The organism is Bacteroidota bacterium (assembly GCA_016715945.1).
In the GTDB taxonomy this organism is placed as follows: domain Bacteria; phylum Bacteroidota; class Bacteroidia; order Bacteroidales; family F082; genus JALNZU01.
Genome location: JADJXJ010000001.1, coordinates 2,007,438 through 2,021,911 on the forward strand (window position 1 = coordinate 2,007,438; position 14,474 = coordinate 2,021,911).

General features: G+C 50.5%; 6 protein-coding genes. 3 read left to right on the forward strand and 3 right to left on the reverse strand.

Translation table 11 applies throughout. From position 1 onward, the window contains the following. The first annotated feature begins 38 nt into the window (after window positions 1–38). From IPM52_07735 to IPM52_07745, 3 genes are read left to right on the forward strand one after another with little or no spacing between them, the layout of a single operon-like run. Window positions 39–2,459, forward strand: a complete 2,421-nt coding sequence (locus IPM52_07735; protein ID MBK9291501.1) for an MMPL family transporter — start codon at window positions 39–41, stop codon at window positions 2,457–2,459. Further along, entirely contained in the window at window positions 2,456–3,319 is an 864-nt protein-coding gene (rfbA, locus tag IPM52_07740) for a glucose-1-phosphate thymidylyltransferase RfbA (GenBank protein MBK9291502.1), read from the forward strand. The genes IPM52_07735 and rfbA overlap by 4 nt, the downstream gene beginning before the upstream one ends. Before the next feature lie 2 nt (window positions 3,320–3,321). Next, window positions 3,322–4,299, forward strand: a complete 978-nt coding sequence (locus IPM52_07745; GenBank protein MBK9291503.1) for a polyprenyl synthetase family protein — start codon at window positions 3,322–3,324, stop codon at window positions 4,297–4,299. A gap of 8 nt (window positions 4,300–4,307) precedes the next feature. Here the strand turns inward: IPM52_07745 and IPM52_07750 are convergent, their stop codons facing one another. The 3 genes from IPM52_07750 to IPM52_07760 all read right to left on the reverse strand — a co-directional run bounded on the left by IPM52_07750 (window position 4,308) and on the right by IPM52_07760 (window position 14,431). Further along, a complete protein-coding gene (locus tag IPM52_07750) occupies window positions 4,308–6,239 on the reverse strand; it encodes an ABC-F family ATP-binding cassette domain-containing protein (protein MBK9291504.1) in 1,932 nt (643 codons plus the stop codon). Window positions 6,240–6,322: 83 nt separating this feature from the next. Continuing rightward, window positions 6,323–8,653 carry a T9SS type A sorting domain-containing protein gene (locus tag IPM52_07755; protein ID MBK9291505.1) on the reverse strand — a complete coding sequence of 777 codons (2,331 nt, stop codon included), beginning with the start codon at window positions 8,651–8,653 and terminating at the stop codon, window positions 6,323–6,325. A 273-nt stretch (window positions 8,654–8,926) separates the two neighbouring features. Continuing rightward, window positions 8,927–14,431 (reverse strand): choice-of-anchor J domain-containing protein, encoded by a 5,505-nt coding sequence (locus IPM52_07760; GenBank protein ID MBK9291506.1) that lies wholly within the window; start codon window positions 14,429–14,431, stop codon window positions 8,927–8,929. Window positions 14,432–14,474: the final 43 nt, after the last annotated feature.

Here is a 14,474-nt window from a genome sequence, read left to right on the forward strand (position 1 = left end):
GGCTTCATCGGACCTGGAACGCTATAATAAATCTGTTCATGTGGAATTTTTTCGTCAGGCTCATCTTACGCAACCGTTTAGCTAATCTGATAATCATTGCGTTGCTGACGCTTTATATGGGCTATACCGGCTCGAAGGTTCAGATGTCGTACGAGTTTGCAAACATGCTGCCCGATTCTGACACCACCAGCCGCATTTATCAGCAATTCAAGCAAACTTTCGGGCAGGATGGCGCCGTCATGTTTGTGGGGGTTCAGGACGACCGGCTCTTCGAGTTGGAACACTTTCGGGCATGGCATGCGCTCACCGAGCAGGTGCGCGCCATCGAAGGCGTGGAAGAAGTTGTTTCGGTGGCACGTATGTTTCATCTTGTGCGCAACGACAGTTTGAAAAAATTTGAGTTTAAACCTGTTATGGAGCGTCTGCCCCAAACCCAACAGGAGCTCGATTCGCTCAGGCAATACATCTTCAACCTGAGGTTTTACGACGGGCTGCTCTACAACAGCCAGACGAATGTGAGTGTGATGATGATCACGCTCGACAACAAGGTATTGAACTCCAAAGACCGCATCGGGCTTGTTTATGAGATAAAAGATGTGCTCGACAGCTTCACAGATCAGTTTGGCATCCAACTGCGCTATTCCGGTCTGCCTTATATACGCACCATCACATCACAAAAGATTCAGCACGAGCTGGTGCTGTTCGTATTCCTTTCGCTGGTGATTGCCGCTCTCATATTGTTCACCTTCTTCCGTTCGGGACGGATTGTATTGTTCATCATTCTTGTCGTGCTTGTGACTGTGGCGTTCATGTTTGGCCTGTTGCAAATGCTGGGCTATAAAATCACCATACTTACAGGCATTCTGCCACCACTGCTCATCGTCATTGGCGTAGAAAACTCAATCTTTCTGCTTAACAAGTATTTCAACGAATACTTCCTGCATGGCAACAAAATCAGAGCCCTCAGCCGCACCATCAGGCGCATTGGCGCTGCCAACCTGCTCACCAATGCCACCACCGCAGCCGGATTTGCCGCTTTTATTGTGACAGGCAACAAAATGCTGGTCGAATTTGGCATCGTTGCCTCGATCAACATCATGATCAGCTATGCCACCAGCCTGACACTTATTCCTATCATATTCAGCTACCTTCCCCCACCCAAACCCAAACAATACGCCCACTTCGAACAAGGTCGCGTCAACAGCATCATCCGTTTTATTGAATACGTGGTCTGGAACCGGCGAAATACTGTCTATCTGGTGACAGCCGTGCTGGTTGTTTTCGGTATCTACGGTGTAACCAGGCTGCGCACCACCGGCAACGTTGTGGACGACATCTCCCATAAGGAGCAGATGTATAAAGACCTGATGTTCTTCGAAGAACATTTTAACGGGGTCATGCCTTACGAAATAAGCATAGATACCAAACGGCCCAAGGGCGTCCTCCGGGCCTCAACCTTGCAAAAGATCGACCGACTTCAGGATTCGTTGGCCTCCTACCCCCAGTTCAGTAAACCACTTTCGGTGGCCGAGCTGGTTAAATTTTCGAAACAGGCCTTCTTTCGCGGCGACCCGGAATTTTATTCCATGCCCAACAATCAGGAACGCAATTTCATACTGGGTTATATGCCTGCTTTTCAGGGCGACAGGCGCACTATCCTGAATTCATTTGTAGATACTGCCCTGCAAACCACCCGGGTGAGTGTGCAATTGGCCAACGTAAGCACAAAACAAATCGACAGCATCCAGCAAAGTTTACAACCGAAAATCGACAGCATTTTTCCTGCCGAAGAATATACGGTAACTACCACCGGCACAAGCGTGGTGTTTCTGAAAGGCACCAACTATCTGGTAAAGAATCTCATATCCAGTCTTTTGCTTGCCCTGTTCGTAATCGCCCTCCTGATGGCGCTCACATTCTCATCGTTGAAGATGATCGTGGTTTCGCTAATACCCAATCTGATCCCTCAGTTACTCACTGCGGCAATGATGGGATATGCCGGTATTTCGATCAAACCTTCTACCATATTGATATTCAGCATTGCCCTTGGCATCAGCGTGGACAACACCATACATTTTCTCTCGCGCTATCGCCAGCAGCTTAAAATCAACAACTGGAACATCCCTCAGGCTGTGCTGGCAGCCCTGCACGAAACAGGATTCAGCATGATTTATTCGGCTGTGGTCTTATTTTTCGGTTTTGCCATTTTGATCCTCTCGTCATTCGGAGGTACCGAGGCGCTTGGTTACCTGGTCTCGTTCACACTTATTACAGCCATGCTCTCGAACCTTTTCCTGCTCCCATCGTTATTAATGACGCTTGATCGTTGGAGCACTACCAAAGCTTTCCAGGAACCCCTGCTCGAAATACTTGATGAAGAGGCCGATATCGATCTGGATCAATTGCAGATAGAAATAAATCATAAGAATAAAGACCAACAAAAAGATTTGGCGCCATGAAAGGAATTATTCTTGCCGGTGGTTCCGGCACAAGGCTTCACCCCCTCACATTAGCAGTGAGCAAGCAACTGATGCCCATTTACGACAAGCCAATGATCTATTACCCGCTCTCGGTGCTCATGATGGCAGGTATCCGCGAAATTCTGGTCATTTCCACACCCCAGGACCTGCCCAATTTCCGCAGACTGCTGGGCGACGGCAGCCCGCTGGGTTGCAGTTTTTCTTATGCTGAACAAGCCATACCGAACGGTCTTGCCCAGGCTTTTGTAATTGGCGAAGACTTCGTAGGGAACGACAAAGTAGCGCTGATTCTGGGCGACAATATTTTCTACGGTGCTGGTTTGCAGCAACTGCTCACCGAAAACAACGATCCTACCGGCGGCGTGGTCTTTGCTTATCATGTTTCCGATCCGCAGCGCTATGGTGTAGTGGAATTCGATGAACGGAAAAACGCCATCTCCATAGAAGAAAAACCTAAAAACCCCCGTTCAAACTATGCCGTCCCGGGCTTGTATTTCTACGACAACAGCGTGATCGAGGTGGCAAAAAATATCAAACCTTCGGCAAGGGGGGAATACGAGATTACCGACGTAAACAAATACTACCTCGAAAAAGGCATGCTGAAAGTGGGCATCCTCAGCCGCGGCACGGCCTGGCTCGACACAGGCACTTTTGAGTCGCTGCTGCAGGCCTCGCAATTCGTCGAAGTGATCGAGCACCGGCAAGGTCTTAAAATAGGCTGCATCGAAGAAGTGGCCTTCAACAAAGGCTTTATCAACGCCGAACAACTTGCAAGACTTGCTGAGCCCCTGATGAAAAGCGGTTACGGGCAATATCTCATGAATCTGATCAACAAGTAATTATGGACAAAATCAAGCGCCTGCAGGAAGAGATTAACAGGCTTATTGCCGAACAAAAGTTCAACCGACACCCCTCGGAGCTCTACGAACCCGTGCAGTACATCATGTCGCTCGGAGGAAAACGGCTCAGGCCCCTGCTTACCCTGCTGGCCAATGAACTTTTTGAAGGCAGAATAGAACACGCACTCTACCCTGCACTGGCCATCGAAGTATTTCACAACTTCACCCTCGTGCACGACGATATCATGGACAATGCCCCCATACGCCGGGGCCACCCCACAGTGCACAAAAAATGGAATGCCAATATTGCCATCCTCTCGGGCGATACCATGTTTGCCATGGCCTACCAGTATGCGGTACGCACTGATAAACAGTATATTCCCGCCATACTTGATGTATTCAGCCAGACAGCTATAGAAGTATGCGAAGGCCAGCAGCTCGATCTGAACTTCGAAACCTCCCAAAGCGTTTCAATTGCCGAATACCTCGAAATGATCCGTCTGAAAACGGCCGTACTGCTCGGAGCCTGCCTGAAAATTGGTGCCATTACAGCCAATGCAGCGGCTGAAGACACCGACCTGTTATATAATTTCGGGGTTAATCTGGGTATCGCTTTTCAGCTCAAAGACGACCTGCTCGATTTATATGGCAACGAAGGCGTATTCGGCAAAGTGACAGGTGGTGACGTGCTGGCCAACAAAAAAACTTACCTCGTGCTGCGTGCGCTTGAGCTGGCCAGCCCCGAGGACCGCGATCGCCTGTTGCAGCTGTTTGATGCAACCTATCATATTAACGGTGTCGAAAAAATCCTCGAGGTCAAACAAATTTTTGACAAATACCACATCCACGAAGAGGTCAATAAAATCATGAGTCATTACCTTTCCAATGCATTCGACATGCTCGGCAAAGTATCGGCAGGTCCTGAACGCACCCGCACATTAAAAGAATTTGCCCGGTATCTCTACGACAGAATCAGCTGACCATTCAACTATTCCTCCAGTTCTGCAACCTTTAGCTCCCATTCCGACATGGCAATGTCCAGTTGAGCCTTGAGCTCAGCATAGCGTTCGAACCAGGCCTGCGAACTTACTTCGGGATGTGCCAAAGGCTCAGCCAGCGCCTTGTCCATCTGCGATATTTCCGATTCAAGCTGGTGAATGCGATCCTCCAGCTGAGCCACTTCCCGCTCAATTTTCCGTCGCTCCCTGGCGGCAGACTTACGTTGCTCGTAATGTACCTTCCCGGCCGATACTTCCTGCTGTTTCGTTCCTTTCGGTGCTGAAGCAGCGTTCAGGGCTTCGAGCGTGGCAATGTTCCGTGCCTCGAGATAGTCGTACACATCACCAAGGTATTCCCTTATCACAGGCTTTTTAAACTCAAACACTTTTTCCGTCAGGCCCATCAGAAAATCGCGGTCGTGCGACACCACTACCACCGTACCCTCGAATTGCAGCAGCGCACTTTTCAGGATGTCCTTCGAGGCCATATCCAGGTGGTTGGTTGGCTCGTCAAGAATCAGCAAATTAACCGGAGTAAGGAGCAAGCGCGCCAGCGAGAGCCGCGCCTTTTCACCGCCCGACAGCACCTTCACTTTCTTTTCGATGGCATCGCCGCTAAACAAAAATGCGCCCAGGATATTCTTTAACTGTGTCCTGACAGGCCCCACAGCCACATCATCCAGTGTCTCGAAAACGGTTTTATCGCCATCGAGCATTTCGTGCTGATTTTGCGCATAATAACCTATGCTAACCAGGTGTCCGGGCCTGACCTCGCCAGCCTCATAAGGCAGCACACCGGCCATGATTTTTGCCAGCGTGGTTTTGCCCTCCCCGTTGCGCCCCACAAAAGCCACTTTCTCTCCCCGCATCAAGGTCATTTCCAGATTGTCCAATACCACAAGACTTCCGTATTGCTTTCTCAGCCCCTTGATTTCCATGACAACCCTGCCACTATGAGGTGCCGGGGGAAACCGCAGCCGCATTCTTGCCTGCTCCATGTCGTCGATGCCGATATCTTCCATTCTCTCGAGCATCTTTACACGACTCTGAACCTGGCGGGCCTTCGAGGCTTTGTAACGAAACCTTTCGATGAATCTTTCAATCTCCCGTATTTCCCGCTGCTGGTTTTCATAAGCCGCAGTCTGGGTCTCGATGCGCTGCTGACGCAATTCCAGATAGGCGCTATAGGCCGCTTTATAATCGTATATTCGCCCGGCAACAATCTCAATCGTCCGGTTGGTCACCGCATCGAGAAATGCACGGTCGTGCGACACAAGCACCACCGCGCCATAATATCCGTTTAAAAAGCTTTCGAGCCACTGAATAGATTCTATATCCAAATGGTTGGTAGGCTCGTCCAATAGCACCAACGAAGGCTTTTTTAGCAGGATTTTAGCCAATTCCACACGCATCTGCCAACCATTGCTGAATGTTTGCATCTGCCTGCGCATGTCATCATGCGAAAAACCCAGCCCAAGCAACACCTGTTCGGCCTGTCCTTCCAGGCTGAAAGCCTCCATGAGCGCAAGGCGTTCGTTGAGCAGGCTCAGCTCCGAAACAAGCCTGTGATATTCTACAGACTCGTAGTCTGTTCGCTGGTGAAGCAAAGCAGTGATTGCTTCAACCCGCTGATGCATTCTTTTTATCTCATCAAAAGCTGTGAGGGCTTCCTCGAGTACTGTGACACGGCTATTCAGGGCCATTTCCTGCGGCAGATAGCCTATTGTCACCCCATCGGGAATAATGATCTCACCTTTATGAGGTTGGATCAAACCGGCAATCAAACGAAGTAAGGTGGTCTTACCGGCACCGTTTTTGCCCACCAGACCGATACGGTCTTTCTCTCGTACCAGAAAATTTATTGAGGTGAAGAGATCTTCACCCGTGTAGTGCATCGACAGATTTTGAACAGAAACAACCATAGGGCTGGCAAAAATACATCAAAATAAAAACAGAGAGAGCCGGCCAGTGGCCAGCTCTCTCTGAGTAAACTATGTTGCGACGATTATTTCGTTACAACAATGGTGCGGTTGTAAGTGCGTCCGTTGTTGTTTACGAACTGCAGGGTGTAAGCACCGGCGTTGAGGCTCTGGAGGTTGAGCACCTCGTCGAGCTTGCCACTCAGGCTGCGCTCCATGACAACCTGACCCACGGTGTTGATCACACGTACCAGTTGGATACCTTCAACCAGTTTGAGGTTGAGCATACCACTGGTGGGTACAGGATAAACACGGATATCGCTCATCTGCTGTTCGTCCACGCCTACGGTGATGTCCATGATCACAGGTACAAGTTTTACCGGAGTTACCGGGTCGTTGCTCTGGATACGGATATTTGCGGTGTAACGTCCAGCTGTGAGTCCTGTGCTGTTGAACACGATGGTACGGTTTACGCTGGCACCGGGGTTGATGATACCCGAAGTGGGCGGTCCCATGATCAACCAGTTGTAGGTAACACCAGGCACGAGTGTGGCGCGAATGTTCCAGTTGCGGTTGATGGTCGAAACCAGGGTGCTCAGACGTGACCAGCTAGTGCCATCGGTGGAGATCCACTCACCGTTGGGGTTGGCCGGACCGGCATCCATACCAGCAGGGAATCCACCGGCAGCGTGAGTTATTGTATAACCCACCCAGATGTCTGTGCCGTCAATTGGCAGAGGTGTGCTCAACGTAATGGTATTCCATGCATTGGCCTGAGCTGTAAAGCTCTGTTCGCGAAGCACCGGACCGGGAGCGGTACCTGTACCAGCACCCCAGATCTTGAGCACAACGGCTGAAGCGGAAGCGTCGTAGATATAAACCTGTACAGAAGTGAGGTTATGTCCAACATAGGGTGTTACCATCGCACTCGGGAAGCGTGCAGCAACGTGGAAAGTGCCGCCATTGGTGAGGCCAATTCCAGTGTTGTTGTCACCGTCGTAGTTGAGGACTACAGGATTCCTGCTTGGCTCAATAATTTCAGGTGAACCGCCATTGCTGGGCTCACCAACACTGATATCAAGCACACCAGGCACATCTTTGTCACCACCAGGAACAATAACTGGCTCACCTACATTTTCACGGGTATATTGGATTGTTGCCGACCAGTTGAGCGGCGAAGCACCCGCGTTACCGATAGTAAGCGTCTTGGTGGTGGTTCCACCAGGCGTGAAGAAATAATGATACATGCTTTCGGGGTTGACAGTAATCACAGGTGCAGGCTGACCCTGGAATACCTTGATGTTGTCAATGCGCCACCAGTCGATATCGAGAGTAGTAGCACCCGTAGCTTCAAACCTAACCTTGGTTACCTTGCCTAAAGCATGTGTTGTAACATCGTAGGTTTTGGTTGTCCACGGAATATCTGCAGTGTTGCTGAAGGTATCGAGCAATACCCAGGTGGTACCGTTCCAGATGTAAACCTTCATCTGTTCGTTGCCATTGTTGGCATAGTCATCCAGGAAGATGTCGAATTCAAAGGTTACATTACCTACAGCAGCAGTAGCGTCAATTTCGCGGCTGATCAGCGACTGGCTGTAATTGGTTGATGTCGGGCTCCAGTAAAACTCGGCCGAAGGAGCAGGGTTACCGCCAGTAGTCGAAATCCTCCAGTTGCCCTGCGAAGGTTCAAATGTCCAGCTATTCTGGGTAAAGTTACCCGAAGCCCATGTTTCTTCAAATGGGAAGGAAGCGGGCGGAGCAACTGTAACCTGTGTTGTAATGGGCTGGCTTTCGCCGGGATATGGCTGGCCATAGACTGCAGTTACACCGTAGGTGTAGTCTCCGGCAGGTACATTTTCATCGGTGTATGTACGCACCGAAGCCGGTGTCTGACCAATAAGCTGGTTGTTGCGGTAAACTTTGTAACCGAGCAGCTCGCCATGGTTGCAGCCACCGCCACCACCGCCACCGGCAGTACCTTCGATCAGGAAGGGTAATCCCTGTGCGGGTGTGCCTGTGCCGGTGTCGAGGAAGTCTTGCCAGGTCTGGCTGCTGCCAAGGAACTGCTTGGCATTGCCTGTCACGGCTTGTCCGTTGATGGTGATCGGAGGTGCCCAGGGGCCACTGGCCAGGCTGCCTGCCAGACTGTAATCAATCCAGTAGGTGCCGGGCTCAAGCGTCAGACCAGGAGTTTCCAGTACAAGATACATGATCGGACGGGTGGTGCCGGGAGTGGTTTCACTCCTGCGGTAGGTGTTGGTCCAACCGGTAGCTGTCATCCTGTTGGTAGTCATGTCGCCCCAGATGATCTGGCCACCCTGGGTAGGATCGCCATCCCATACCTGGATGTAACCGCCTGTCATGGTGCTGGTTGTGGTCGAACCGGTCTGGTATGCATACACAGTGATGCTTTCCACGTTCCAGGTTTCCAGGAACTACCACGTCGTCGGCCATGCGGTTGCCCGAAGCATACTGGATACCGGCGCCGAGGGTGTTCATACCCAGGGTGCTGTTCTGCAGGATGCTTTCATCCGAACCATCAGGACCTGTGCCGGGGCTGTTGATGAATGGACCATTGTCGTAGAGCAGGGTGCGGCCGGTGCGGGTGCTGTTGGCTTTGTATCCGCCAGGCAGCAGGTTGGCAGCACCTCCGGTCTGCATCAGCTCGGCCGATGCTCCGGCTGCTACGCTTACAGCTGCATCGTAGCCCGAACCAATCCACAACACCCCCTCTCGGGAAGGATTTGTCCGTTGCTGCGGCCAATCTGCGATTGCAGGTTGTATGCCACAGGCTGTGCGCTGCGTGTAGCGGGTCCAACATACACATTATCGAGCATGATGGCCGAACCGTCGTTGAAGTTATCGAGCACGTGCTCACGGAAGCCGATGTAGATCTGGCTGCCGGCAGGCACGAAGTCGGTCAGGTTGAAGCTCATCAGCTGCCATTCGGTGGTGGTGGTAGAGGTGAAGTTCATCTCGGCCACAACAGTTGTGAAGGCAGCCGGGTCGTTCTGGCTGGTGGTGCTGATGCGCACGTCGAAGTTGTCGTTGTAGCTGCTGAAGGCGTAGCGCACATAGAAGCGGAGCTGATCGCCGTTTTCAACAGTGATCTGTGGTGTTACGATCCACTGGTCGTTGGCTGTGGTGCCACCAGTGTTCCAGGTGCAGAAGGCCATCTTGTTGCCGCCTTCCGGAGCCGGAGTAGCTGTGCCTCCCTGCCATCCGGGGATGGGGGTTGTGCCGGCATTGAGGCTGGTCCAGCCTGTGCCGCCATCAGGGTTCAGTTTAACCCAACCTGCGGGTGGGAAGTCGCCTTCGAAGCCTTCGTCAAGCTTCACGGTGCCGCCGCCACCGCCGCCGCCACCAAGCTCAGGAGCCTGCCAGTTCAGAATAACGTTCTGGCCGTTAACACTGCTTGTGAGGTTGCGCGGTTCGGGATAGCATATGGTGCTGGGTGTAACAGTCATTGTTACAGGAACTGTTACAGTTGGATTCGAAGGATCGTTGCTGCTGATTACGATGTTGGCATTATAAGTGCCGACTTCCAGGCCGGTTGCATCATACGTTACATCGAGTGAGCTTGAAGCACCAGCATTTACAGAACCAGCCAATGGATTGACACTAAGCCATTGTACCGGACCACCGCCACCAGTGGTACCACTGATGATGAAAGGTAATCCTTGTGCGGGTGTGCCGGTGCCCGTGTCGAGGAAGTCCTGCCAGGTCTGGCTGCTGCCTAGGAATTGCTTGGCATTGCCTGTCACGGCTTGTCCGTTGATGGTGATCGGAGGTGCCCAGGGGCCACTGGCCAGGCTGCCTGCTAAACTGTAATCAATCCAGTAGGTGCCGGGCTCAAGCGTCAGACCAGGAGTTTCCACGACCAGATACATGATCGGACGGGTAGTACCGGGAGTGGTCTCGCTCCTGCGGTAGGTGTTGGTCCAACCGGTAGCCGTCATCCTGTTGGTAGTCATGTCGCCCCAGATGATCTGGCCACCCTGAGTGGGATCGCCATCCCATACCTGGATGTAACCGCCTGTCATGGTGCTGGTTGTGGTCGAACCGGTCTGGTATGCATACACAGTGATGCTTTCCACGTTCCAGGTTTCAGGAACTACCACGTCGTCGGCCATGCGGTTGCCCGAAGCATACTGGATACCGGCGCCAAGGGTGTTCATACCCAGGGTGCTGTTCTGCAGGATACTTTCATCCGAACCGCCAGGACCTGTGCCGGGGCTGTTGATGAATGGACCATTATCGTAAAGCTGATCACGTGTGGCAAGCGACTTGCTGCCTTGAGGAATGATTTGGGCGTTTCCTTGTGCGGGTTCGTTTTCACCGTAAACAGGACCTTCACCAATATTCGGCTTGGTTGCAGGCGTAGTATTCGACTTCGAAGTAACATATTCAATAGCCACAGTGAAATCGAGCGCAGCATTGCCAGTATTTCCAACGGTCAGGGTTTGAGCAGCAGTCATACCCTGTTCTACTTCGGTGCTAAGACTTGCTGGATTTACAGTAATGACAGGGAACTGTGCAGGTTCATAGTCAACGGTCACATCGTCAAGGTACCAGCCATGGGCATCGCTTCCTTCATAACGGAAGGCAATGAAAATCTGCTGACCAGCATAAGCTGTGAGGTCAACTACAGTTTCAACCCATGACTGAGCAACTGTGGGTGTAGTCCAGACTTCGGTGAATGCAGCCCCGGGAGTTCCGTCGGTAGTGCTAATCAACACACTGTTCTTGCCATAATAAGTTGGCCAGATGTTGTAGCTCCAGAAACGCAGTTCGATGTTCTGACGATTTGCAGGCAGCTGAATTTTGGGAGTTACCAGCCAACCATCTTCGGTTTGCGAACTCGGGCCATAGTTGTGGAATGCACTGGCAGTTCCACCTGTTGTATGGTTTTGGGCAGTGCTGCGCACCCATTCACGAACGGTTGATCCGGTTCCAAGACGATACCTGTTCCAGTATTGTGGCGGGAAATCTTCACCCTCAAAGTTTTCACTGAAGGGGAAAGGAGCCACATATGTCAATTCGAAATTAGCCGTAAGCGTCAAATCGCTGGCCGGAATAGTGATGTTGTTTGCAGGCTGGGTCGAAACCACGTTGCCGTTGGCATCGGTCCAGTTTACAAATTCCCATCCACTGTTCGGGATTGCATCAACAGCTACTACAGTACCAAAGGGATAAGTTCCACCTCCGGTAACAGTACCACCAGCGGCAGGATTGGCCACAAGGGTAAGGGTATAATTGTTGAGTGCAAAGTTGGCTGTCAACGTAAGATCGCTTGCAGGCATGGTTATCACGTTTGCAGGCTGTGTTGAAACCACGTTTCCGTTGGAATCAGTCCAGTTAACAAACGAATATCCTTCGTTAGGTATAGCATCCACAGCTACCTGCTGACCAAACGTGTACACACCGGCACCTGTAACTGTACCACCAGCAGTGGGATTGGCCACAAGCGTAAGGGTGTAGTTGATAAGTGCAAAATTTGCAGTCAGGGTCAGATCGCTGGCCGGCATGGTGATGGTATTGGCAGCAACAGTCGAAACAACGTTACCATTACCATCTGTCCAGTTAACAAACTCGTAACCAGTATTCGGAATAGCGTCAACAGCTACCTGCTGGTTATAATTGTACACACCACCACCAGTTACTGTACCACCTTCAGCAGGATTGGCAACCAGTGTCAAGGTGTAATCAATTAAAACGAAGTTAGCAGTGAGTGTCAGATCGCTTGCCGGCATGGTGATGTTGTTAGCTGGCTGGGTTGAAACAACATTTCCGTTGCCATCAGTCCAGTTAACAAAAGCATAACCGGTATTCGGAATAGCATCAACAGCTACAACCTGACCAAAATTATAAATACCAGCACCAGTTACTACACCACCTTCAGCAGGATTTGCCAGCAGGGTAAGGGTGTAGTCAATCATAGTAAAGTTGGCAGTTACAAATGCATTGTTGATCATGCTGATGGTAGTGGTGGCACTGGTCAGGTTATTCACAGGTCCATCCCAGTTTGCAAATTGCCAGCCAAGATCACCTGTAGCTTCGAGTGTAAGCACTTTGCCGTACTCTACGGTGTATTGATTGGTCGTATTTGCATCCGGCAACAAGACCGTCATACCGTCCATTACAACCACGGAGCCCATACCACTGGTGTTCACAGTGAGTGTGCGGGTCTCGATGTTGCAGTTAACAGCGCCGTTTACATAGGTAATGGGCAACACAGTAGCACCGACACCGGTAATTTCACTTCCGGCATTGAACACTACAGGACTATTGGCAGCACCTGCATAGCTGAACACGATGTCGAACAGTTTTCCGTTGAGGTTAACGGGGTTCACATTCTGCCACTGCACATTAAGCGTATTAGCCACTTGATTAACCTGCAAACCGGTAAGGGCTGGGTTGACGTTGATGAGTTCCACATAAGTGAGCACCGAACCGGTGTAACCAATTGAGAAGCTGAAAGAAGAAACAATGCCTACATCAACCAGATTAACTGGTACGATAGCCGTATTTCCGGAACAGCTGTTTACAGTGCCGATGACAGCCTGCGCATTGCTGAAGTTTTGAGCAATGCTACCATGCTGGAAGCTTACAACTTTGGGCAATCCGTTTGTGCCGGTCACTTCCGAACCATTGGCAAAGGTTACAGGCATATTGCCGCCGCCATGATAGACAAAGTGCAGGGTAACAACTTCACCATTGTTAACAGTAGCACCTGCAATGTCTTGCCATTGGAAGTAGATGTTTCCTGCACCTTGATTAACAACCCAGTTTGTCAGCTGATTTGCGCTATAACTAGCGAGCGTAGCCTGCTGAGGGTTCCAGTTGATAATCAGATCGAGTGCACCAACGGTGCCAATATCTGTTGCGTTTACAGGAACGGATATGGTTTGGCCCGCAAAGCCAGTTACATCGGCAATCTTCATTATGGAAGTCGAAGCAGCAGGGCTGACAGTACCGTTCTGATAACTAATAGGTAGCGGCGTAGCCAGTGCATTGTTTACTTCGCAGCCGGGAAGGAATTGCAAATTGGCAGGAACCACACCGGTGTAAACGAAATTGAGATTTACAATGCTGGCAGAATTAAAGTTAGTTGCTGCCCCATTCCATGCCATCGAAATGAGACCATTGTTATGGTTTACTACAAGTTCAGGGGCAATTGGATTGCTGAAACCGGCAAAAACCAGACTGCTTTGGTCAAATTGAAGAAACAGTGTAAAGGCAGCAACATTATTCAAGCCAGTTCCGTTGAATTGAACAGGAAGGCTTACAGAGGCACCTGTAGGTACGCTGGCTGAACCAACACTAACAGTGCCAACAGCAGGAACTTGTGTTACTGATCCTTTGATGAATGAAATCGGAGCAACAGGATTGGGACCATAAGTTACTTCACTACCAGGCAGCCAAAGTATGTCAGTGTTAAAACCACCAACATAGTTAAACCTCATCTGGAATACAGTGCCTGAAGGCACAAAACCAGCTCCGTTGGTAAACCATTGAATCTGGAGTGTATTTCCGGTTTGATTGGCCTGAAGTGTACCAGCTCCGAGAGCGGGATTAATATTTTGCAGATCTACATACTGAAGCAGTGCTCCGGGTAGATTCAGATTAAAGGTGAAAGAATTGACGTTATTAGTGAAATTCAGCATTTCCACGCCAATATTCACAGCGCCGGGAGCAACAGTCACATCAGCAATATCCACAACGGGATCCGGAATCGGAAGCGTGGTGGTAATATTGCCGTTAATGTAATCTATGTTGGCAATTGGATTGATGCCGCTGGTTACTTCCTGCTGATTGGCAATAAAAGAAAGCGTAGTATTTGCTGCAGCAGTGTAGTTAAACTTCAGGTCGAATATTTTTCCGTTTGGGGTGTAACCGGCCCCAATGTCGAAGTAGATGATCGACAGGGTATTTCCATTCTGGTAAGCCTGGAAATTCGGACCAGTAAATCCTACCCTGTTGACCACTTCAACAAATTGAAGCAGGCTGCTGTTGGCTGTAATCTTGAAAGTAAATGAGTTGACAGGCTGGGTAAAATCCAGCATCTCAAACGGAACAAGGATTTCGCCAGGCCCGGAGGTGACATTGCCAATCTTTACTTTCGGATTCTGCGCCGACAGGCTGAACGTAGCCAAGAGCAACGCCAGAATGCTTAAGTAGATTTTTCTCGTCATTTGCTGTACTATTTTTTTGATTTAGAACTCAATTTAGATTTTG